The organism is Nitrobacter sp. TKz-YC02 (genome assembly GCF_049852135.1).
GTDB classification, from domain to species: Bacteria; Pseudomonadota; Alphaproteobacteria; order Rhizobiales; family Xanthobacteraceae; genus Nitrobacter; species Nitrobacter vulgaris.
This window is the reverse complement of record NZ_CP180728.1, coordinates 2,371,716-2,392,125: the sequence shown is the minus strand read 5'-3', so window position 1 is coordinate 2,392,125 and position 20,410 is coordinate 2,371,716. Positions and strand designations below refer to the sequence as shown.

Sequence of the window (20,410 nt, the reverse complement as noted above, 5' to 3'; positions counted from 1 at the left end):
TGTTTTCAAGCCTGTGCTTAAGTAGAAGGGCTGGGGATCAGTGACAAAGTCAAATACCGTGTTCGTGCTTTTCAGTTGACGAAGCGACCATCAACCGAACTATGTAGCGGATGCTATATCCAAATCTAGACGTTTCCGAGATGTTTGTGGAACGGCAGGCGCAGCGTAGCGCGATGCATGTCCGCCACCTCAATGAACAGCTTGTCAGGGTTCTGAAGACCATCGGCTACGACGTTGGTTTCCAAAGTGGACAGGGCCAATATCTGGTCGATCGCGAGGGCGCACGTTACCTTGATCTATTGAGCGGATTTGGCGTTTTTGCGATTGGTCGGAACCATCCTGTGTTGCGGAATGCCCTGAAAGGCCTCCTCGACAGTGATCTCCCCAATCTTGTGCAAATGGATGTCTCCACGCTGGCCGGTGTTTTGGCTGAGCGGCTGCTCGTTCATGTTCCCTACCTCGACAAGGTCTTTTTTGCGAATTCCGGAGCGGAAAGCGTCGAGGCTGCCATCAAATTCGCCCGTGTCGCCACCGGACGGACGGGCATCGTTTACTGCGATCACGGCTACCACGGACTGACCTATGGCGCGCTCTCGCTGACAGACGACAAGAATTTCCGCGGCGGATTCGAGCCGCTGCTGCCCGATTGCAAAGTGATTCCCTTTAACGATCTCGCCGCGCTGGAGCAAACGTTGTCGTCGCGCCAGATCGCGGCCTTCATCGTCGAGCCGATCCAGGGCAAGGGCGTCAACATGCCCACCGATGAATTCCTGCCGGGAGCTGCCGCGCTGTGTCGGAAATATGGCACGCTGTTCGTGGCGGATGAGATTCAAACCGGCATCGGCCGGACCGGACGGTTTCTGGCCGTCGAGCACTGGAACGTCGAGCCGGATATGGTGCTGCTGGCGAAGGCGTTGTCCGGCGGTCATGTGCCGATCGGCGTGGTGCTGACTCGCAAGCACATCTTCGACAAAATATTCAACCGGATGGATCGCGCCGTGGTGCACGGCTCGACGTTCGCCAAAAACGATCTCGCGATGGCGGCGGGCATCGCCACGCTTGAAGTGCTGAAGGCCGAGAAACTGGTCGAGAACGCCGCGCGGCGCGGCGCGGAATTGCAACTGGCGCTCAACCGCATGGTGCCGGGTTACGAGCTTCTGAAGGAGGTCCGTGGCAAAGGCCTGATGATCGGCGTTGAGTTCGGGCCGCCGAAATCGCTGCGACTGAGGGCATCGTGGAATCTGCTGGAGACTGCCAACAAGGGCCTGTTCTGCCAGCTTATCACCGTGCCGTTGTTCAAGGATCACAAGATACTCACCCAGGTCGCCGGTCACGGCAGCCATACGATCAAGCTGCTACCGCCGCTCATCATCAATGATGAAGATTGCAAGTGGATCGAGACCTCATTCGACAGCGTCATTGCCGCAAGCCACCAGGTTCCGGGCGCGATCTGGTCACTCGGCAAGACTTTGATGGATAATGCCGTTCGCAAGTCGGCGTGACGCCCTTTCGTCGGCTGAAAATGCTTTAGCGAAGATCCTCGCAACCCGATCGGAAACAAAGATGCCTATCGTCAACCGCGTTGCCGATCTGCAATCCGAAATCGCTGGCTGGCGCAGGGATATCCACGCGCAGCCGGAGCTGCTGTACGACGTTCCTCGCACCGCCGCGTTCGTGGCCGACCGCTTGCGGGAATTCGGCTGCGACGAGATCGTGACCGGGCTCGGCAGGACCGGCGTCGTCGGCGTCATCAAGGGCAGACGTCCCGCTGGCGGGGAAGTCAAGGTGATCGGTCTGCGCGCCGATATGGACGCGCTGCCGATTCAAGAGGAAACCAATTTACCTTACGCCTCGAAGACCGCCGGCAAGATGCATGCCTGCGGCCATGACGGCCATACGGCGATGTTGCTCGGTGCCGCGCGCTATCTCGCGGAGACGCGGAATTTCGCCGGCGAGGCGGTCGTGATCTTTCAGCCGGCGGAAGAGGGCGGCGCAGGTGCTGCGGCGATGATCAAGGACGGGCTGATGGATCGTTTCAGGATCGATCAGGTCTATGGCATGCACAACAATCCTGGACTACCGCTCGGCGCCTTCTCCATCCGTCCGGGGCCTATTATGGCGGCGACCGACAGCGTCGATTTCAGGATCGAGGGCCACGGCGGCCACGCCGCGCGTCCGCATCTCTGTATTGATCCGGTGCTGGCCGGCTCGCAGCTTGTCGTTGCCCTGCAATCGATCGTGTCGCGCAATGTCGATCCGCTGGAATCGGCGGTGATTTCCGTATGTGAGTTCCACGCCGGCAGTACCAGCAACGTCATCTCCCAAACGGCCGAACTGCGGGGAACGGTCCGCACCCTGAGGGCGGATATTCGCGACTTGATGGAAAAACGGATTCGAGAGGTCGCCGCCGGTGTGGCGCTGACGACCGGCGCCAGGATCCATGTCCAATTCCGGCGCGGCTATCCGGTCACGGTGAATCACCCCGAGCAGACAGATACCGCGATCAGGATCGCGAAAGAGATTGCTGGCGATAACAATGTTCACGGGACGCCGCCGATGATGGGCGCGGAGGATTTCGCCTATATGCTGGAGGCGCGGCCCGGCGCCTTCATCTTCATCGGCAATGGCGACAGCGCGGGCCTGCATCATCCCGCTTACAACTTCAACGACGACGCCATCGTGTACGGCACGTCGTACTGGATCAGGTTGGTCGAGACCACGCTGGCGGCATAAGGAGCTTTGCACCAGAACTTGCTACGCGACGCTACCAGCGGCCATCACGCCGCCTTGTCGCGGCGCAACTGCGTCGCGGCAATTTTTAGATCGCCGACAAAGCGCTCACATTCGAGGGCTCTGGCATCCTGATCCGGCGGCCGCAGCAGATGGGACGGATGCAATCCTTTGGTTTCACAAACAAACACGAGGTTGGCGATCTTGGCGAAAGCATCGCCGGAAAGTCCCGGTTGACTCTTGGCCATGGCCGGCATTTACTAGAACATATAGTGAACACTCAGGCTTGTCATCGGCTCTGATGTCACGGACGGATTTTTGATCATGCCTGGAACCGGAAGCAGCGCAGGGAAGCTTGCGCGCCTGCGTGGTCGCATCGCGCGCATCGAGACCGATCACGGGGGCGGAATGTCGGGCCGGACGGCGCTCGGTCACGGCGAGGCGGATGCCGTGCTGCAGGGCGGGCTTGCGCAGGGCGCCGTGCATGAGGTGTTCGCGGAGGGGCGGCATAGCGCGGCGGCGACAGGGTTCATCGCAGGTCTTTCGCAGCGTGTCGGCAAGGATCGGCCGCTACTCTGGGTGCGGCAGGATTTTGCCGCGCGGGAGTCCGGTGCGCTGTCGATGCGTGGATGGCGGGAGATCGGCCTCGCCCCCTGTCTTTTGGTGACGGTCCATGCGCCGGATGTGGAGAGCGCGTTGCGGACAGCGGCCGATGCGCTGGCCTGCGATGCGCTCGGCGCCGTGGTCATCGAGATTTGGGGGGAGACGCGTCTGTTCGATCTCGTCGCCAGCCGCAGGCTGACGCTGGCGGCGCGGGCCTCCGGCGTTACCGGGCTGCTGCTGCGGGTGGCGGCAAGCCCGCTGCCTTCGACGGCGGAGACACGGTGGATCGTGCGCCCGGCGCGCTCGCCGCCAGGCGCGGCATGGCAGGCGTGGGGCGCCCCCGTGCTCGAAACCCAGCTTGTCCGTAATCGTCATGGCCAGACCGGCCAATGGATCATGGAGTGGAAGTGTGATGAGTGCCTCTTCCGTGACGTCCCGTTCCATGGTTCGGAGACGCATCCTCAGCCTGTGGCTGCCGCGGCTGCCGACCGACCGCATCCGGCGCGAGTTATTGCGCTTCGGCGGGCTGGATGAAACATGTGACTCACAATCTAGCTCGGCAAAGACGAAGGGAAAGTTGCCCCATATCGTCGTTGCCAAACAAAACAACGCGCTGGTCATCACCGCGCTGGATGATGTGGCTGCACGTCTTGGCCTTGCGGTCGGGCTGCCGCTGGCCAATGCCCGTGCGATCTGTCCCGACATCGACGTGTTCGATGCTGACGAGATTGCGGACGAGCAAACATTGAACGGCATCGCCGACTGGTGCGACCGCTTCACGCCGTTGGTGGCGCTCGATCCGCCGCACGGTCTGCTGCTCGACATTACCGGCTGCGCGCATCTGTTCGGCGGCGAGGCCGCGCTGATGAATGCGCTGTGCGACGCGCTGAGGCGACGTGGCTTTGTTGTCAGCGCGGTGATCGCGGGCACACCGGTCTGCGCGCGAGCGTTGACGCGCCATGCTCATGGCCGGATTGTCGCGCCCGGCGCGGAGCTAGAAGCTGTTGCGCCGCTGCCGGTGTTCACGCTGGGGGCGGATGATGCGATCACGCGCGGGCTGCGCCGTGCCGGGTTGAAAACCATCGGCGATGTCGCTGCACGCGGCCGCCACGAGATCGCCGCGCGTTTTGGTGTTGCTTTCACAGCGCTCCTGGAACAGGCGCTGGGGCAGTGCGACGCGCCCATCAATCCACGCAAGCCGCCGCCGGATTATATCGTCGAGAAGCGGTTTGCCGAGCCGATCACCACCGACGGCGCAATCGCGATGACGCTGGCAGGTCTTGCGCGCACACTCATCGCCGCGATGGAAAAGCATGGCAAGGGCGCGCGGCATCTGGAAGCGAGTTTTTTCCGCACCGACGGCGCGGTGCGAGTCATCGCAGTGGAGACCGGCCGCCCCGTTGCGCGCGGCGAAATCGTCGATCGCCTGTTCCGCGAGCGGCTCGATGCGCTGATCGATCCGCTCGATCCTGGTTTCGGATTCGATCTGGTGCGGCTGTCCGCAGTGCGAACCGAGTCCGTTGTGCAGGAGCAGCGCGACCTCGATGCACATGTTCAAGACAATGACGAAGTGTCGGCGCTGATCGACCGCATTGCCGCGCGCATCGGCAGCCATCGCGTCATCGTGCATCTGCCACAGGATACGCATATTCCCGAACGCGAGGCGCTCTCATTACCGGCGCAACAGCATCTCGTGACGGCCATGCGCGCCGAGTGGCCCGCACGTATCGGGAACGAGCCGCCGCTGCGGCCGTTGCGGATGTTTGCGCGGCCGGAGCCGATCGAGGTGAAACTGGCGGAGGTGCCGGACAAACCACCGCGTCATTTCATCTGGCGGCGTGTCACTCATACGGTAGTTCGTGCCGAAGGTCCCGAGCGCATTGCGATGGAGTGGTGGCGGACGCAGGAGGCAAGGCCGACGCGGGATTACTTTCGCGTCGAGGATGAAAGCGGATTGCGGTTCTGGCTCTATCGCGACGGTCTTTATGACGAAGCGGCTGAGAACGGCGATACCGTACCGCCAAAATGGTTTGTCCACGGGCTGTTCGCATGAAGCATCCGCGCGACATTCTACCCTATGCCGAAATCGGCATTTCCACCAATTTCTCGTTCCTTCATGGCGCGTCGCATCCGCAGGAATATGTGCATCAGGCGAGCGAGCTGCGATTGCCCGTCATCGGTATCGCCGATCGCAACACGCTAGCGGGGGTGGTGCGCGCCTATACGGAGCTGAAAAATCCAAATGTTTGTTATAAGCCGCGGCTGCTGATCGGATCGCGTCTCGTTTTCATCGATGGGACGCCGGACATCCTTGTCTATCCCAGTGATCGCAACGCCTATGGCCGGCTCTGTCGGTTGTTGACCCGCGGCAAGCGGGCGGCGGAGAAGGGCGAATGCTATCTGAGGCTGGATGATCTGCTGGAATTTTCCGAAGGCCAGCTTTTCGTGCTGACTTTGCAGCATCGTTTTGAAACGACGAAAGTCCTGAAGGTGCTGGACCGGTTGCGGCAGAGTCGCGCGGACGGCGTCTGGCTCGCGGTAAGTCTGCTCTATCGCGGTGACGACCGGCGCCGTTTGCAGCGATTGCAGCGGATCGCGGTCGCCGCCCGCGTGCCGCTGCTTGCGACCAACGAGGTGCTGTACCATCACCCTGCACGCCGTCCGTTGCAGGATGTCCTCACCTGCATTCGTGAAAAGATCACGATCGATGCCGTCGGGCGAAAGCTTGAATTTAATGCCGAGCGATATCTGAAACCGGCGCATGAGATGGCGCGGCTGTTTCGTGATGTCCCAGAAGCGACCGGCGAAACGGTGACGTTCGCATCGCGCATCGCATTCACCCTCGATCAGCTTCAATATCAGTATCCCGACGAACCGGTGCCGCCCGGAAAAACGGCGCAGCGTCATCTTGAGGACCTGACCTGGGCTGGTGTCGCAAGATATTTCCCGGAAGGGTCGGACGACAAGTTGCGTGCGGTGCTGCGCAAGGAACTCAACCTGATCGCCGAACTTAAATACGCGCATTACTTTCTCACCGTGCATGACATCGTGCAGTGGGCGCGCAGCCAGAATATCCTGTGCCAGGGGCGGGGCTCGGCGGCGAATTCGGCCGTGTGCTATGTGCTCGGCATCACCGCGGTTAATCCGGCTGAGACCGATCTTCTGTTCGAACGGTTCATCTCGAAAGAGCGGCTGGAGCCTCCGGACATCGACGTCGATTTCGAGCATTCGCGCCGCGAGGAGGTGATGCAGTATGTCTATCGCCGCTATGGCCGCCATCGCGCCGCGATCATCGCCACCGTCATTCATTATCGGCCGCGCAGCGCCATCCGCGATGTCGGAAAGGTGCTGGGGCTGACCGAGGATGTCACGGCGGCGCTCGCCGACACGGTGTGGGGGAGCTGGGGCGATGATGTCAGCAACATGCAGATCAGGCAGGCCGGGTTTGATCCGAAAAATCCCATGGTGCGCCGCGCCATTGCGCTTGCCACCGAGTTGATCGGATTCCCGCGTCATCTATCGCAGCACGTCGGCGGCTATGTGCTGACGCAGGATCGGCTCGATGCCTACGTGCCGATCGGTAATGCCGCGATGGACGATCGCACCTTTATCGAGTGGGACAAGGACGATGTCGACGCCATGCGGATGATGAAGGTCGACGTACTCGCGCTCGGCATGCTGACTTGCATCCGCAAATGCTTTGACCTCATTGCAGAGCACAAGGACAAGCGCTACGAGCTGGCGGACATTAAGTCGAGGGACGATGACGAAGTCTATCAGATGTTGCAGCGAGGCGAATCCCTCGGCGTGTTCCAGGTCGAAAGTCGTGCCCAGATGAACATGCTGCCGCGGCTGAAGCCGCGCACGTTCTATGATCTCGTGATCGAGGTCGCCATCGTCCGTCCTGGGCCGATCCAGGGCGACATGGTGCATCCCTATCTGAAGCGGCGAGCCATGAAGCCGGAGGATATCGACTATCCCTATCCGAAGGGTGGCGACAGGAATGAACTACGCAACGTGCTGCACAAGACGCTCGGCGTGCCGTTGTTTCAGGAGCAGGCGATGCGGATCGCCATCGAAGCCGCGAAGTTCACATCTGAGGAGGCCAATGGCCTGCGCCGCGCCATGGCGACGTTCCGCAACGTGGGGACCATTGGCTCCTTTCAGGAGAAAATGGTCGGCAGCATGATTGCGCGCGGCTACGATCCCGTGTTCGCGAAAAACTGTTTCGAGCAGATCAAGGGATTCGGATCTTACGGCTTCCCCGAGAGCCACGCGGCGAGCTTCGCGCAACTCGTCTATGTCTCGTCATGGCTGAAGTGTTTCCATCCCGACGCGTTTTGCTGCGGTCTATTGAATTCGCAGCCGATGGGCTTTTACGCACCGGCGCAGATCGTCGGTGATGCCCGCAAGAACGGCGTCGAGGTGCGGCCGATCGACGTCTCGTTCAGCCATTCGCAGAACACTCTGGAAGAGCGTGCGGGCGCGCATCACGCGGTGCGGCTCGGCTTTCGTCAGATCGACGGATTCAAGTGGGTTGATAAGGATGAGGAGTATTTGAAACGAGACAAGATTCGGTCCCGGAATAGCGAGTTAGACGACTGGGGCGAGCGGATTGTCGCGGCGCGTCAACGTCGTTCGTTCACCTCCATTGAGGATTTTGCCCGCGACGCCAAACTGCCGAAGCGCGCGTTGATCCTGTTGGCCGATGCCGATGCTTTTCGCTCGCTCGGGCTCGACCGCCGCGCGGCGCTGTGGGCGGTGCGCCGCCTGCCGGACGACGTGCCGCTGCCATTGTTCGAAAGCGCCGTCGCGCGCGAGCTGCCGGACGAACATGCCGCGCCGCTGCCCGGGATGCCGCTGCCGGAGCAGGTGGTTGCCGATTATCAGACCGTGCGGTTGTCGTTGAAGGGCCATCCGATGGAATTCCTGCGCGCGATGTTCACCCGCGAGCGCGTGGTGAGTTGCGCCGAGATTTGCCATGCCAATGACAGGCGGCGCGTCAAATGTGCGGGCGTGGTGCTGGTGCGGCAGCGGCCGGGCAGCGCCAAGGGCGTCGTCTTCATGACGCTGGAAGACGAGACCGGAATTGCCAATATCGTGGTGTGGCCGAAGATCATGGAGCGCTACCGCAAGGAGGTGATGGGCGCGCGGCTGATCGAGGTGGAGGGCCATATCCAGAGCAGCCCGGAGCAGGTCGTACATCTTGTCGCAAGCAAGCTGACCGATCGCTCAACCGAGCTGATGCATCTGGCGAACGATGCGCTCGTGCCCAGGCATCCGCTGCCGCCGCCGGTCACACCGGCCGAGCCGCTCAACGACGACCGCCGCGAACACCCCGACAATCCGGCACAGAGAGTTCGTCACCCGCGCAACGTGCGCATTCTGCCGCGCTCGCGGGATTTTCATTGAGTTATTCGTTATGCCGGGCATAGCCGCCCGGAAGGAGAACGGCATTGCTTCGCTTGCCTATGACCCCGGCATCCATCATTTCCCTTTGAAAGATGGATTTCCGCTTCAAGTTCGGCAAATGCCGGCCTCAAGCCTGATCGTGCCCTCTCACTCCACCGACGCGCCGACCGGCGGTCCGCCCGGCGGGCGATGCAGGAAGGTGATCGTCGCGAACGCGCCGAGCCAGGAGCCGACCGCGGCGAAGGCCACATAGACCCAGTTCTCGGTATAGCTGATCACGGCGAAGGACGAGAGCAGGTACCAGATGCTGCTCCAGGTCGCCGCCGGAACGCGCCGTCGCGCCACCACGGCCGAGGTGAACATCACATAAACGGCATCGGTCGCCGCGGTAGCGAGTACGACACCCACGGCGGTCAAGGGATCAATAGCGGCCATGACTGCTCCTTGCTTCGCATAAACATGAAATAGGGCCGGTGCGCTGTCCCGCGCCGTATCGCATCGGCAGTTGACGTTGGATGGCAAATATTAATGCGCCGGTATGCATTTTGCTGGAAATCAACGTTGCGATCGGCGCCGATATTATCCGTGTCCCTATGAATCCGGCTGAGAACGTTATTGATTATCGTCCGCTTCATACCCGAAAACGAGGACGCCGGCGGTACAAATAACGTATTTCATTTCTTGCGGCGGGTGACATAACCCGCAGTCGGACCATTCACGGAGAAGCAGGTATGAGTGAGGCGGAGCAGGGCAAATCCATCGGAATGGCGGAACTGAAGGCTGCCGCCGCTCGGCTCGCCGGACGAGTGATTCGTACGCCGCTGGTTCATTCGCGCACGCTGTCCGAAATCACCGGGGCCGAGGTCTGGCTCAAGCTGGAAAATCAGCAGTTCGTCGCCTCTTTCAAGGAACGCGGCGCGGCCAATAAGCTGCTCACGCTGTCACCTGAGGAGGCGCGGCGCGGCGTCATTGCCATGTCCGCCGGCAACCACGCCCAGGGCGTTGCCTATCACGCTCATAATCTCGGAATCGCCGCCACGATCGTGATGCCGAAATCAACGCCTTTTGTGAAGGTGTCGCGAACCAGGAAGCTCGGGGCGCGGGTTCGGCTCGAGGGCGAAATGCTGGCGGAGTCCGCCGCGTTTGCCCGGCAACTGGCCGCGGACGAAAATCTTGTCTTTGTCCATCCCTACAATGATCCGGCCGTGATCGCCGGGCAGGGCACGGTGGCGCTCGAGATGCTGGAAGATCAGCCGGCGCTCGATTGTATCCTTACGCCCGTCGGTGGCGGTGGACTGGTCGCGGGTTGCGCGATCGCGGCGTCGGGTCATGCGTCGGCGGTCGAGGTGATCGGCGTCGAAGTGGAGTCGTACGCCGCCGTGGCGCAGCATCTCGCCGGGCATCCGATCTCGGTCGGCGGCGCCACCATCGCCGAAGGCATCGCGGTGCGAGACGTCGGTTCGCTGCCGCTGGCGATCCTGCGCAAGTATGGCATCGAGGTGATGACGGTTGCGGAGCGTTTGATCGAGAAGGCCGTCATCCAGATGCTGGAGATCGAGAAGACCGTGACGGAAGGTGCGGGCGCGGCCGCGCTTGCGGCGCTGATGAGCGATCCCGGACGGTTCGTCGGGCGCAAGATTGGCTTGATCGTCTCCGGCGGTAACATCGATACGCGGACGCTTGCAAATGTGTTAATGCGCGGGCTGGTGCGCGACGGTCGGCTGATCGATCTCGTCGTGGAGATTTCTGACAAGCCCGGAGCGCTGGCCGAACTCGCATGCGTCATTGCCGAACTCCGTGGCAACATCGTCGAGGTGCAGCACCAGCGTCTGTTCAGCGCTCTGTCCGCCAACATGACCGAGGTCGAGCTGGTGATCGAGGCGCAGGACACCGCGCACGGCAGCGCCATCGTCGCCGGCCTGGAAGCCAAAGGCGTGAGAGCGCGCCGCCGCGACCGGCTGGTGCTATCAAGGGATTGAGAACGCCATTACATTGGATCGTTGCGGCCTGCACCAGAACATGGAAGTGCATGGAGGCGTATCATACATGATGGACGTGCGGACGACGGTCTGATGCCCAGGATTTTCACCGATCCCGCCGCAATCGTTGATGACATCATCCGCGAGAACGGTTCTCGCCTGGTGGTGGGACTGCCGCTTGGGCTCGGCAAGGCCAATCACATCGTCAATGCGCTGTATCGCCGGGCGGAAGCCGATCGCAATCTCGACCTCACATTGTTCTCGGCGCTGACGCTGGAGAAGCCGCGGCCATCGAACGAGTTGGAAAAGCGTTTCATTACGCCAGTGATCGATCGCCTGTTCGGCGATTGGCCGGACCTCGATTACGCCGCCGCTTTGCATAAGGGCGCGTTGCCGCCGAACGTCAAGGTTACCGAGTTTTTCTTCCTGGCAGGAAAATGGCTGCGCAACAGCTATGCCCAGCAACACTACATTGCCGCCAATTACACTCACGCCGCGTCCTATATCCTCGACCGCGGCCTCAACGTCATCACTCAACTCGTGGCGAAGCGCGTCGTCAACGGTGAGACGCGCTACAGTCTGAGCAGCAACACGGACACCACGCTCGACCTTCTGAGCGCCCGCGCTGCGGGCCGCGCGTCGTTCAAACTGGTGGGACAGGTCAACTCGCAATTGCCGTTCATGCCAGGGGCGGGAGATTTGCCGGCCAGTGAGTTCAGCGCGGTCCTCGATAGCCCCGCCACCGACTTTCCGTTATTCGCGCCGCCGTCCGAGCCGGTATCCGACACCAAGTATGCTATCGGTTTGCACGCGGCCGGGCTGATCAAGGACGGCGGAAGTTTGCAGATCGGCATTGGCCAGACCGGCGATGCGCTGGCGCAAAGCCTGATCGTTCGTCACCGCGACAACGCGCGCTTTCGTGAGATCGCCGCACGGCTTGCGCCGGACCGTGCAATGGCGGAGACCGCGCCGTTTGCAACAGGCCTTTATGGCGTCAGCGAAATGGTTTTCGAGGCGTTTCTCGGGCTGATTAGAGCGGGCGTGTTGAAGCGCGAGATCGACGGTGCGGTGCTGCACGGCGCGTTCTTTTTGGGGCCGCAATCGTTCTATCGTGCGTTGCGCGAGATGACGCCGGACGAGCGCGCCCGCATCCAGATGACAGCGGTGTCCTTTACGAATGAACTTTACGGCGACGAGGCCGCCAAGCGTCGCGCCCGCGTTGACGCACGCTTCGTCAACAACGCGATGATCGCAACCCTGATGGGGACTGCGATCTCCGATGGTCTCGACAATGGTCAGGTGGTGAGCGGCGTCGGCGGACAATACAATTTTGTGACGCAGGCTTTTGCGCTCGAGGGCGCGCGCTCGATCCTCACTCTGGAGTCGACCAGACGAGAGAAGGGCGGCGTGGTGTCCAATATCCGCTGGACCTACGGCCATGCCACCATTCCGCGCCACCTGCGCGATATCGTCGTCACCGAATATGGGGTGGCGGACCTGCGCGGAAAAGCCGATGCTGACGTGATCGCGGCGATGCTCAACGTAACGGACTCGCGTTTTCAGGACCAGTTGATGCGGCAGGCGATCGACGCCGGAAAACTGCCGCGCGATCATCGGATTCCCGCGGCGCATTGCGACAACACGCCGACGCGCATCGCAGCCGCGCTGAGCCCAGCGTGTACGGCTGGACTGCTGCCGTCGTTTCCGTTCGGTAGCGATTTCACCGAGATCGAGCAGCGGCTGATATCGGCGCTTGAAATCTTGCGCGACGCATCACGTTCGCCGTTGGCACTCATCAGGTTGCTTATGGAAGGATTGCGTCCCGGCGATGCGTCGGTGCAACCCGCGCTTGCGCGTATGGGGCTTGATCATCCGAATACGTTTTCGGACAGGCTTTATCGTGCGCTTCTCAACGGCGCGCTGAAGGAGAGCAAGAAGTAAACACAGCGTCACCCTCGTCTCGCATCGAGCGATGACGCTAGGTGTTTGGTCCCGGCATTTTCTGGAGCGGGTTTAGTTTGAATCGCTTCGGTTCGCTTGTCCAGCATTTACAGATGAACTCGTAAGGCGTGAGGCCTTTGAGGGTTTTCAGCCTTCGACCGAAATTGTAAGCGTCGACGAAATCAGCGAGATGGCGTCGCAGTTGGTAGTGGCTGTCGTAGTGATAGCGTTTGACGGTGGCTTCCTTGATAGTGCGGTTCATTCGCTCGACCTGACCATTGGTCCACGGATGATTGATTTTGGTGAAGCGATGCTCGATGCCGTTCTCGCGGCATCGCATGTCGAACATGTGTGTCATGTAGCGGGCGGTTGGGCCATCGGCGTAGCGTGGCGCGAAACGGAACTGAATGCCGTTGTCCGTCAGGATCGTGTGAATCTTGTAAGGAACGGCGGCAATCAACGCGACCAGGAAGTCTGAGGCGGCCACACGGTTGGCGCTCTCGACCAACTGCACGAACGCGAATTTGCTCGTGCGATCGATAGCGACGAACAGATAGAGTTTGCCTTCGGCCGTCTGCACTTCGGCGATGTCGATGTGAAAGAAGCCTATCGGATAAGACTTGAACTTCTTCTTTGGTGGTCTGTCGCCCGCAACCTCGGGTAACCGACTGATCCCGTGCCGTTGCAAGCAACGATGTAATGACGAGCGCGTCAGGTGCGGGATCGTCGCTTGCAAGGCGTAGAGGCAATCATCGAGCGGCAGTAACGTATGCCGACGGAAGGCGACGACGATCGCCTCGTCCTCGACGGAAAGAACCGTCGACTTTGGCTCTTTAGGGCCGGTCGGCAAATCGCTGACCGACGAGCGCTGCTTCCACTTGGCGACCGTCTTCTGGTTTATCCCATAGCGCTTGGCCAGTGCCCTCAGGCTCTCTTGACTATGTTGTATCGCTCGACGGACCGCCTCTGTCGTTGTGGCGCTCCCGTGCAGAATTTGGCCCATAGCGCATCCTTCCATTCCAAGGAAAAGACTGCACCATCAAAGTCCGGGATCAAACACCTAGGTCATCGGTTCTTGTTGTTCGGCTTGCGCTTCTCGATGAACGCCGCCATGCCTTCGGCGCGATCTTCCAGCGCGAAGGTCGAACGAAACAGGTCGCGCTCGACGTTCACGCCTTCCGACAGCGTCGTCTCGAAGGCGCGATTCACGGCGTTCTTGGCCATCGCCGCGGCAGGACGCGACATCGAAGCGATTTTTTTCGCGGCGGCCATCGCCTCGTCCATCAGTTTGTCGACGGGCACGACCCGGCTGACGAGGCCCGAGCGCTCCGCCTCGGCAGCGTCCATCATTCGGCCCGTGAGGCAGAGGTCCATCGCCTTCGCTTTGCCGATGGCGCGGGTCAAACGCTGCGTGCCGCCGATGCCGGGAATGGTGCCGAGCGTTATTTCGGGCTGGCCGAATGTCGCGGTGTCGGAGGCGATGATGATGTCGCACATCATGGCAAGCTCGCAGCCGCCGCCGAGCGCATAGCCGCTGACCGCCGCGATAGTGGGCTTGCCGCAGGTGGCGATGCGGTCGCCCCCGATCGCTTTGAAGTCTTCGTTGAACATGTCGATGAAGCTTTTCGGCTGCATCTCCTTGATGTCGGCGCCGGCGGCAAAAGCCTTTTCGTTGCCGGTGATCAGGATGCATCCGATTTCGCATTCGGCTTCGAATTCATCTACCGCAGCAGCGATTTCGCGAAGCACCGCGAACGACAGCGCATTGAGCATTTTCGGGCGGTTCAATCTGATGACACCGACCTGGTCCTTACTCTCGACGATGATGTGTTCGAAACTGCGCATGGTCCGTCCCGCGTTGTCATTAGCCGGTCGTGAGGGGACGCGGCGGCTGACAATGTGCCTGCGCTCCAGTCGCGCGGCAAGCTTGCGGCAGCGAACACGAGGTCCACACCACCAGCAGGTCAATATACGCCGGCTTGAAAATCGGCGGCCCGCCGCCGGGGCGACGGACCATAAAGTCTCGGAGAACGGAATCCTGGCGGCCGTATGTCGGATCAGGCCATAAACATCCGGGCGGCGGACCCGATCGTGAGCAACCCGCCGAAGGCAATGAAGATCTTGCCGATCAGAGAGGTATGGTTCCAGGCAGAGCTGTCGCTTGATGCCGACTGACCGGTATCGCCACTAGAGGGCGACGTGATGTCAATCGAGGCTAATGCCAGGCGAGGTGCGTCCTGATGGCTGTCGGCCAGGGCGCGGTCAATTTCGTTGAGTTCATCGGAGGGAACGATATCCACGGCGGCCGCAAGGGAGGGGGTGTTGTCGGCATGTGGCGCTGCATCCCCCTGATTGGTAGCCAGCATCTCGCCGGCGCTATTGGCAAGTGCGCTCGCTGGGGTTTTTGCTGACTCGTCCTTGGACAAATCTTCCGTGGTGCCAGGGGAGATATCGGTGCTGGCGTTTGCGTTGGCGACCGTCGGCGGCAGCGGTATGTGCTTGTTGCTATCCTGGATTGCAGAGGCAGTTGATTCCTCCGGTTTTTTATCGGTTTTTGATTCGGGCTTGGTCGATTTCCGCGTGCGTGTGGCTTGCCGCTTGTGCGATGGGTGTTTGGCAAGTTTGCTGGATCTGACCGGCGCCACCGCTTTTTCGGTATGGGCGGCGGCTACTCCGGCGGGTTCCGCCACGCTGTCTGTCGCGCGCATTGGCCCTGCGAAACCAAGTAAAAGTCCGGCTGCGATGATCAACGCCGAGCGCCCGCTAGCCCCAATGCCCATGACGATTTCTCCCGGTTTGTCGGTTCCCTGACCGGCAAAAGAAACGTCCGGAGTGGCCACACCGGGGCAAAAAAAGGGAATTTTTCGACCACAAAGGCCAAATCGCGATGAAACCACCAAAATGAGGTGGCGGATGCCTGTTTTTGGCCTTGGGGCCTGCGGCAGGTGCGCCCGGTTATTGATCTGGCTGGCCGTGTATCCCGGAAGAAGAAACTGGCTTTCGGATACTCGATCAAAGGATACGGGTATCGAAGATACGGCTAAAGATTAACGCAACTCTATCCGGTTCTAGCCGTCCGCAGCGGCCGCTTGTTGCGTTCGATGAAAGCGCAGTACCTGTTGCGCAGTAGAGAGGCGCAGACATTCATAGGTCCGCTTCGCGGCATCGATGTCCGTCATCTCAACATGAGTCAGATCGCGGCGCATATCGATGATGGTTTTCACTGTTGCCCAGGAGAGGCCGCCTACCTTAGCCAGAATAAGTACGCCCTCGGTTTGGGATTCGATCATCATTTTTTCGGCGTCTGCGATCGAGACATTGGCGAGACAGGCAATGGCGGCATTCGTTTCATCGAACTTTCTGGCTTCCGCAAACACAGCGACTTCGTGCTCGTCCAGCCTCCCATCTTCGTACAGCGACCTGACCAGCCCATGTGCGATCGTCGTTTCCCTGCTGATGGTCCCGGGGGCCGAGCGTGCTCGCCGCGTTACCTCGCCAACGACGGCCGAAACGTCGTTTGCCCGATCTGGGTTAGCTGCCGCGAGACGCGCCCGCACCGCGGCGGAGGCCTTCGCGATCAGCTTCAAATAGTGATGCCGCGGGATCGACCGCCGCATTCCGACGCAGGTCGCGATGTCGTCGTTGCCTTCGGCGCGTTGGACCAACTGCGTGAAGCCAAGCTCGGAAAAATCAGCGCCCGGATTGTTGACGGTGCTATTGACGACTTCGTCGTTGCCTCGCTCGATCAGAACGTCAGTGACCGCGACGCTTAAGACTCTCCGCGTGGAGATCGCCAGCAAATGAGCCTGGCTTTTGCTACGGACGCTCTCGATAAGCACATCATCGCTGAGCCGTTCGGATTGCGACAGCACGGGCGCGGCGACTTCGATTAGATCGTCGAAGGCGAGGACGTTAATGATTTGCGGCGGAGCCTTGGCAACGGGAGCCAGGCGTCTGGCAAGTAGCGCTTTCGCCGAACTCTCGATGTGATGAATCAAGCAATTAAAAACGTCATCGAAGAGCGTGATTTGATCGTCGGAATAGTCGACCGTGTCGTTCAGGAAAAGGTCGGTGACTCGCTGCAGTGTTTCGATCCGCCGCGCGATTGTGCCATGGGTGAGAACGGTCTGGAGTTCCTCGAGCAGATTTGCCGACCCCGCCGACTTGGAAAGCATGGCTCTATCCTAGAGTTCTGCAGTGACGTTCCGATCGCGCTGATCCAGGATGGCTGCCGCGGCAGACCACTGCGGAATCGAGCGATCGGAGCCAAACTATTCAAATGGCCCGTCGATGAGTAGCTGGGCGGGGAATTTACGGCGAAAAGCCTTTAAGTTTGGTGTGTTTTTTTATCGGGATGTGCCTCGGGCAGGTTGTTCCACACGGAACGTTGCTCTTTATCAGATACCCATGGCGCTTGCCCTTTTCGCCGATTCGGGCACAACCTAGCCGTGGCCGAACGGCCGGTTACTTGTAATTTGAGAAGATTTTGCTTTGCCATTCGAACCTTCTTCCCCGCAAACCCGACCAATTCTACGAGACGGCAAGTGAGTACGACTCAGGCGGCTTCCGATGAAGCTCTAATTGCCCGGATCGCTCAAGGCGACCGCCTCGCCATGCAGGTGCTGTACGGGCGTCATCACGTCAGGGTCTTTCGTTTTGGACTGAGACTCGTGCGGAACGAACAGATCGCCGAAGACCTTATCAGCGAGGTTTTTCTCGATGTGTGGCGTCAGGCCGGCAAATTCGAAGGGCGATCCGCGGTCTCCACCTGGTTGCTGGCAATTATGCGATTCAAAGCCCTCTCTGCGCTTCGCCGCAGGAAGGATGCCGAACTCGATGATGAGACGGCCAATGAAATCGAGGATCAATCCGACGATCCGGAGGTGACGGTACAGAAGAAGGATACGGGAAACGCGCTCCGCAAGTGTCTGATGCAGCTTTCAGCCGAGCACCGAGAGATCGTCGATCTCGTCTACTACCACGAGAAATCGGTGGAAGAGGTCGCTGAGATTGTCGGAATACCCGAGAACACTGTTAAGACGCGACTGTTCTACGCGCGCAAGAAACTAGCCGGTCTGCTGCAGGCAGCCGGAATAGAACGAGGTTGGCCATGACAGCGGCGAAGAGGGTCACGGACGACGAGCCTGGAGATGTCGAGGCGCTGCTACCGTGGCATGCTGCCGGCACGTTAAGCGCACGTGACGTGGGCCGGGTTGAGGAAGCGCTCGCGCGCGATCCCGATCTGGCGAAGCAGTATGCGGTGATCCGGGATGAATATGCTGAAACCATTTCGCTCAATGAAAGCCTCGGCGCTCCGTCTGCAGGCGCGCTGCGAAAACTGTTCGCCGCAATCGACGCCGAGCCGGCACTGAGCGTACCGAAAGCGCGCCTCGGCCTGTCGGCGCGGATTTCGCAGTTCTTTAGCGACCTGTCGCCGCGCACATTTGCGGTGGCCGGTGCGGTTGGAGCGCTTGTGGTCGTGCTCCAGGCAAGCGTGATCGCCGCGATGCTGGCAAAGGACGATGGCGGCCAATCGTTTCGCACGGCCTCTCACCGCGCGCCGGATGCGCCATTGACCCGCGGACTGGCCGTGGAATCGGGACCGAAGGCGTTGGTGCGGTTCGCGCCGGATGCGCGCATGTCCGACATTAGTGCTTTCCTGGACACCTACCAGGCCACGATTGTTTCGGTGTCCCGCAACGGCCTGTTCCAGTTGCGCTTCGATCAGCACAAGGATTTTCCTGGCCTGTTGGGCAAGCTCCAGAGCGAAGCGATCGTCAATCTGGCGGTTCCTGCCGAGTAGTGGACGTGAACTTTGTCTGACCGCACTCGGTTTCCGCTTTGCGACGCCAGGGGAGCTACAATGGAGCACAGTGCGATGCGCCAGCGCATGACGGGCATAACGAAATGGCGCACCGCGCTCTTAGCCCTCACAAGCCTGTGCTGGATCGCATGCGATGCTTCGCCGGCACATGCGCAAGGTTATATGCAAGGATCCAGGGGCTCTTCGGGCTTCGGTACGCAAGGGCGCGCGCCGATGCCCTCGCCGGGCGGTGGACCGCGCGGCATGGGGCTAGGCTCCGGCCTGGGCTTGGGCTTAGGTTACGGGCTGATGCTCGGTGCTATCGGGACTCGCAGCAGGGCACCTTATGTCGAAGCACCTTACCGTGCCATCGAGCGCGACGGCGGTGTGAACAGCCGGCCATTGCGGCCCCGGCCCCGCAAAACAGTTATCCGTGAAGAGAAACCGCGAAAGCCGGTCATCGGGGTCACGGCGTCAGGCATTTCCTATATTCGCTACGCGCCTAATACATTTCCGGTTTGCACAGGCGGCAATGGCGCGATGAGCGGCGATTGCAACGGCCGTCCGTTCGTGGCCGACCTCGGAGGCAATGGTCCGCCAGCCCAGAGTCAAAACAGCGGGCCTCGCCGCAATGCGAGTCAGGCCGCAGTGACGCGCAACTATCTGCCTGGCGAGATTGTCGCTGAGACGGCCGCGATGCCGGACGCGCAACTCACCGCGCTGGCGCGGCGGCATCGGTTGCAGCGTGTCTTCTCTCAGAATTTTCTGCTGACGGGCAGTACGGTCAGTCTGTTTCGCATCGTCGGCCGCCGGCCGGTCGAAGATGTGCAACGTGAACTGCGCGCCGATGCGGCTGTGCGTTCGGCGCAGCCAAATTTCCGTTATATTCTACAGGATCAGAAGACGGCGGTAGCGACCGAAGGCGACCCTGCGCAGTATGTGCTGGCAAAGCTGCGGTTGCCGGAAGCGCATGGGTTGGCACACGGCAACGGCGTCATTGTAGCGGTGATCGATTCCGCAATCGATGCGGATCATCCTGAACTCGCCGGTTCGATAGCGGCGAGTTTCGATGCACTCGACAGCAAGGGCGAGCCGCACGTGCACGGCACCGGTATTGCCGGCGCGATCGTCGCCCATGCGCGGCTGATGGGGAGCGCTCCGTCCGCCAAGATTCTCGCAATCCGTGCCTTCGGTGTGACGGAGGGTACGGCCGAGAGCGCCTCGTTCACCATCCTCAAGAGTCTCGACTACGCGGCGGCTCATGGTGCGCAGATCATCAACATGAGTTTTGCCGGCCCGAAGGATGCGCTGGTCTCGCGCGGCATTGCTGCGGCCGCCGCGAAAAGCATCGTCATGGTGGCCGCGAGCGGTAATGCTGGTCCGAAATCGCCGCCGCTCCATCCGGCCGCCGACGCGCAGGTGATCGCGGTGAGCGCGACCGATGCCGACGACCGGTTGTTCGCGGCCTCCAATCGTGGCAGCCACGTTGCAGTCGCTGCTCCCGGTGTTGATATCTTCCTTCCTGCACCGAACGGAAAATATCAGATGACGTCGGGGACTTCGTTCTCCGCAGCTTACATCAGTGGTCTCGCTGCACTGGTTCTGGAGCGTCGTCCAACGCTGACACCCGCCGAAGTCCGCGGCATCCTGACGACAAGCGCGCGCGATCTCGGTGTGCCTGGCCGTGACGATCTGTTCGGTGCTGGCGAGGCGGATGCGTGTCGCGCTGTGCAAGCTGTTCCGGAAAACGCGGTTCCGACCGCTGACAAAACCGCGCCCGTCACGGCCGTGTCTGATCCGGTGCCTGCCGCATCCAGTGCTGTTCCTGTGACGACCAGTGAGGCCGCGCCTTCAAGCGAACCGCAGCCAGCGCCGGTAAGTACGAATCCAAGCGGCACTGATTCGTCCGCGAAATAGCTAGAGCATTTTGAGCGAAGTGAAT

General features: G+C 60.9%; 16 protein-coding genes. 10 read left to right on the top strand and 6 right to left on the bottom strand.

The window, feature by feature from the left end; genetic code table 11:
• Window positions 1–110 precede the first annotated feature (110 nt).
• Complete coding sequence (hpnO, locus tag ACM561_RS11405) at window positions 111–1,502, top strand: aminobacteriohopanetriol synthase HpnO (RefSeq protein ID WP_425905170.1); 1,392 nt, start codon at window positions 111–113, stop codon at window positions 1,500–1,502.
• A gap of 61 nt (window positions 1,503–1,563) precedes the next feature.
• Window positions 1,564–2,733 carry a M20 aminoacylase family protein gene (locus ACM561_RS11400; RefSeq protein ID WP_425905169.1) on the top strand — a complete coding sequence of 390 codons (1,170 nt, stop codon included), beginning with the start codon at window positions 1,564–1,566 and terminating at the stop codon, window positions 2,731–2,733.
• Window positions 2,734–2,777: 44 nt separating this feature from the next.
• Here the strand turns inward: ACM561_RS11400 and ACM561_RS11395 are convergent, their stop codons facing one another.
• Window positions 2,778–2,978: a hypothetical protein gene (locus tag ACM561_RS11395; RefSeq protein WP_425905167.1), complete on the bottom strand. Its 201-nt coding sequence runs from the start codon at window positions 2,976–2,978 to the stop codon at window positions 2,778–2,780.
• Between the two features lie 76 nt (window positions 2,979–3,054).
• Here ACM561_RS11395 and ACM561_RS11390 point away from each other — a divergent pair, with 76 nt between their 5' ends.
• From ACM561_RS11390 to ACM561_RS11380, 3 genes are read left to right on the top strand one after another with little or no spacing between them, the layout of a single operon-like run.
• The gene (locus ACM561_RS11390; RefSeq protein WP_425905166.1) at window positions 3,055–3,867 is read left to right on the top strand and encodes an ImuA family protein; all 813 of its coding nucleotides are present in this window, start codon (window positions 3,055–3,057) and stop codon (window positions 3,865–3,867) included.
• Window positions 3,776–5,386 (top strand): DUF6504 family protein, encoded by a 1,611-nt coding sequence (locus ACM561_RS11385; RefSeq protein WP_425909722.1) that lies wholly within the window; start codon window positions 3,776–3,778, stop codon window positions 5,384–5,386. The genes ACM561_RS11390 and ACM561_RS11385 overlap by 92 nt, the downstream gene beginning before the upstream one ends.
• Window positions 5,383–8,745 (top strand): error-prone DNA polymerase, encoded by a 3,363-nt coding sequence (locus ACM561_RS11380; RefSeq protein ID WP_425905164.1) that lies wholly within the window; start codon window positions 5,383–5,385, stop codon window positions 8,743–8,745. Before ACM561_RS11385 ends, ACM561_RS11380 begins: the two co-directional genes overlap by 4 nt.
• Window positions 8,746–8,892: 147 nt before the next feature.
• Here the strand turns inward: ACM561_RS11380 and ACM561_RS11375 are convergent, their stop codons facing one another.
• A complete protein-coding gene (locus tag ACM561_RS11375) occupies window positions 8,893–9,180 on the bottom strand; it encodes a hypothetical protein (RefSeq protein WP_079447291.1) in 288 nt (95 codons plus the stop codon).
• Between the two features lie 296 nt (window positions 9,181–9,476).
• Here ACM561_RS11375 and ACM561_RS11370 point away from each other — a divergent pair, with 296 nt between their 5' ends.
• Window positions 9,477–10,724: a threonine ammonia-lyase gene (locus tag ACM561_RS11370; RefSeq protein ID WP_425905161.1), complete on the top strand. Its 1,248-nt coding sequence runs from the start codon at window positions 9,477–9,479 to the stop codon at window positions 10,722–10,724.
• Between the two features lie 93 nt (window positions 10,725–10,817).
• The gene (locus tag ACM561_RS11365) at window positions 10,818–12,665 is read left to right on the top strand and encodes an acetyl-CoA hydrolase/transferase C-terminal domain-containing protein (protein WP_425905160.1); all 1,848 of its coding nucleotides are present in this window, start codon (window positions 10,818–10,820) and stop codon (window positions 12,663–12,665) included.
• Window positions 12,666–12,702: 37 nt separating this feature from the next.
• On the opposite strand, the gene ACM561_RS11360 is transcribed toward ACM561_RS11365, so the two are convergent.
• The 4 genes from ACM561_RS11360 to ACM561_RS11345 all read right to left on the bottom strand — a co-directional run bounded on the left by ACM561_RS11360 (window position 12,703) and on the right by ACM561_RS11345 (window position 16,840).
• Window positions 12,703–13,668 carry an IS481 family transposase gene (locus ACM561_RS11360; protein WP_425904734.1) on the bottom strand — a complete coding sequence of 322 codons (966 nt, stop codon included), beginning with the start codon at window positions 13,666–13,668 and terminating at the stop codon, window positions 12,703–12,705.
• A 62-nt stretch (window positions 13,669–13,730) separates the two neighbouring features.
• Window positions 13,731–14,510, bottom strand: a complete 780-nt coding sequence (locus ACM561_RS11355; RefSeq protein ID WP_425905158.1) for an enoyl-CoA hydratase — start codon at window positions 14,508–14,510, stop codon at window positions 13,731–13,733.
• A gap of 212 nt (window positions 14,511–14,722) precedes the next feature.
• Window positions 14,723–15,415 (bottom strand): hypothetical protein, encoded by a 693-nt coding sequence (locus tag ACM561_RS11350; protein WP_425905156.1) that lies wholly within the window; start codon window positions 15,413–15,415, stop codon window positions 14,723–14,725.
• Window positions 15,416–15,733: 318 nt separating this feature from the next.
• The gene (locus tag ACM561_RS11345) at window positions 15,734–16,840 is read right to left on the bottom strand and encodes a DUF2336 domain-containing protein (RefSeq protein WP_425905154.1); all 1,107 of its coding nucleotides are present in this window, start codon (window positions 16,838–16,840) and stop codon (window positions 15,734–15,736) included.
• Between the two features lie 369 nt (window positions 16,841–17,209).
• Here ACM561_RS11345 and ACM561_RS11340 point away from each other — a divergent pair, with 369 nt between their 5' ends.
• Genes ACM561_RS11340 through ACM561_RS11330 form a run of 3 tightly spaced genes read left to right on the top strand, consistent with a single transcriptional unit; the run spans window position 17,210 to window position 20,385 of the window.
• Window positions 17,210–17,779 (top strand): sigma-70 family RNA polymerase sigma factor, encoded by a 570-nt coding sequence (locus ACM561_RS11340; protein WP_079447286.1) that lies wholly within the window; start codon window positions 17,210–17,212, stop codon window positions 17,777–17,779.
• Window positions 17,776–18,468 carry a hypothetical protein gene (locus ACM561_RS11335; RefSeq protein ID WP_425905152.1) on the top strand — a complete coding sequence of 231 codons (693 nt, stop codon included), beginning with the start codon at window positions 17,776–17,778 and terminating at the stop codon, window positions 18,466–18,468. Before ACM561_RS11340 ends, ACM561_RS11335 begins: the two co-directional genes overlap by 4 nt.
• Before the next feature lie 60 nt (window positions 18,469–18,528).
• Window positions 18,529–20,385, top strand: a complete 1,857-nt coding sequence (locus ACM561_RS11330) for a S8 family serine peptidase (RefSeq protein WP_425905150.1) — start codon at window positions 18,529–18,531, stop codon at window positions 20,383–20,385.
• Window positions 20,386–20,410 lie beyond the last annotated feature (25 nt).

Excerpts from the sequence above, each read along its gene's own strand:
- hpnO (WP_425905170.1), top strand. The coding sequence starts at position 111 with ATGCTATATCCAAATCTAGACGTTTCCGAGATGTTTGTGGAACGGCAG.
- ACM561_RS11400 (WP_425905169.1), top strand. The coding sequence starts at position 1,564 with ATGCCTATCGTCAACCGCGTTGCCGATCTGCAATCCGAAATCGCTGGC.
- ACM561_RS11395 (WP_425905167.1), bottom strand. The coding sequence starts at position 2,978 with ATGGCCAAGAGTCAACCGGGACTTTCCGGCGATGCTTTCGCCAAGATC.
- ACM561_RS11390 (WP_425905166.1), top strand. The coding sequence starts at position 3,055 with ATGCCTGGAACCGGAAGCAGCGCAGGGAAGCTTGCGCGCCTGCGTGGT.
- ACM561_RS11385 (WP_425909722.1), top strand. The coding sequence starts at position 3,776 with ATGGTTCGGAGACGCATCCTCAGCCTGTGGCTGCCGCGGCTGCCGACC.
- ACM561_RS11380 (WP_425905164.1), top strand. The coding sequence starts at position 5,383 with ATGAAGCATCCGCGCGACATTCTACCCTATGCCGAAATCGGCATTTCC.
- ACM561_RS11375 (WP_079447291.1), bottom strand. The coding sequence starts at position 9,180 with ATGGCCGCTATTGATCCCTTGACCGCCGTGGGTGTCGTACTCGCTACC.
- ACM561_RS11370 (WP_425905161.1), top strand. The coding sequence starts at position 9,477 with ATGAGTGAGGCGGAGCAGGGCAAATCCATCGGAATGGCGGAACTGAAG.
- ACM561_RS11365 (WP_425905160.1), top strand. The coding sequence starts at position 10,818 with ATGCCCAGGATTTTCACCGATCCCGCCGCAATCGTTGATGACATCATC.
- ACM561_RS11360 (WP_425904734.1), bottom strand. The coding sequence starts at position 13,668 with ATGGGCCAAATTCTGCACGGGAGCGCCACAACGACAGAGGCGGTCCGT.
- ACM561_RS11355 (WP_425905158.1), bottom strand. The coding sequence starts at position 14,510 with ATGCGCAGTTTCGAACACATCATCGTCGAGAGTAAGGACCAGGTCGGT.
- ACM561_RS11345 (WP_425905154.1), bottom strand. The coding sequence starts at position 16,840 with ATGCTTTCCAAGTCGGCGGGGTCGGCAAATCTGCTCGAGGAACTCCAG.
- ACM561_RS11335 (WP_425905152.1), top strand. The coding sequence starts at position 17,776 with ATGACAGCGGCGAAGAGGGTCACGGACGACGAGCCTGGAGATGTCGAG.
- ACM561_RS11330 (WP_425905150.1), top strand. The coding sequence starts at position 18,529 with ATGGAGCACAGTGCGATGCGCCAGCGCATGACGGGCATAACGAAATGG.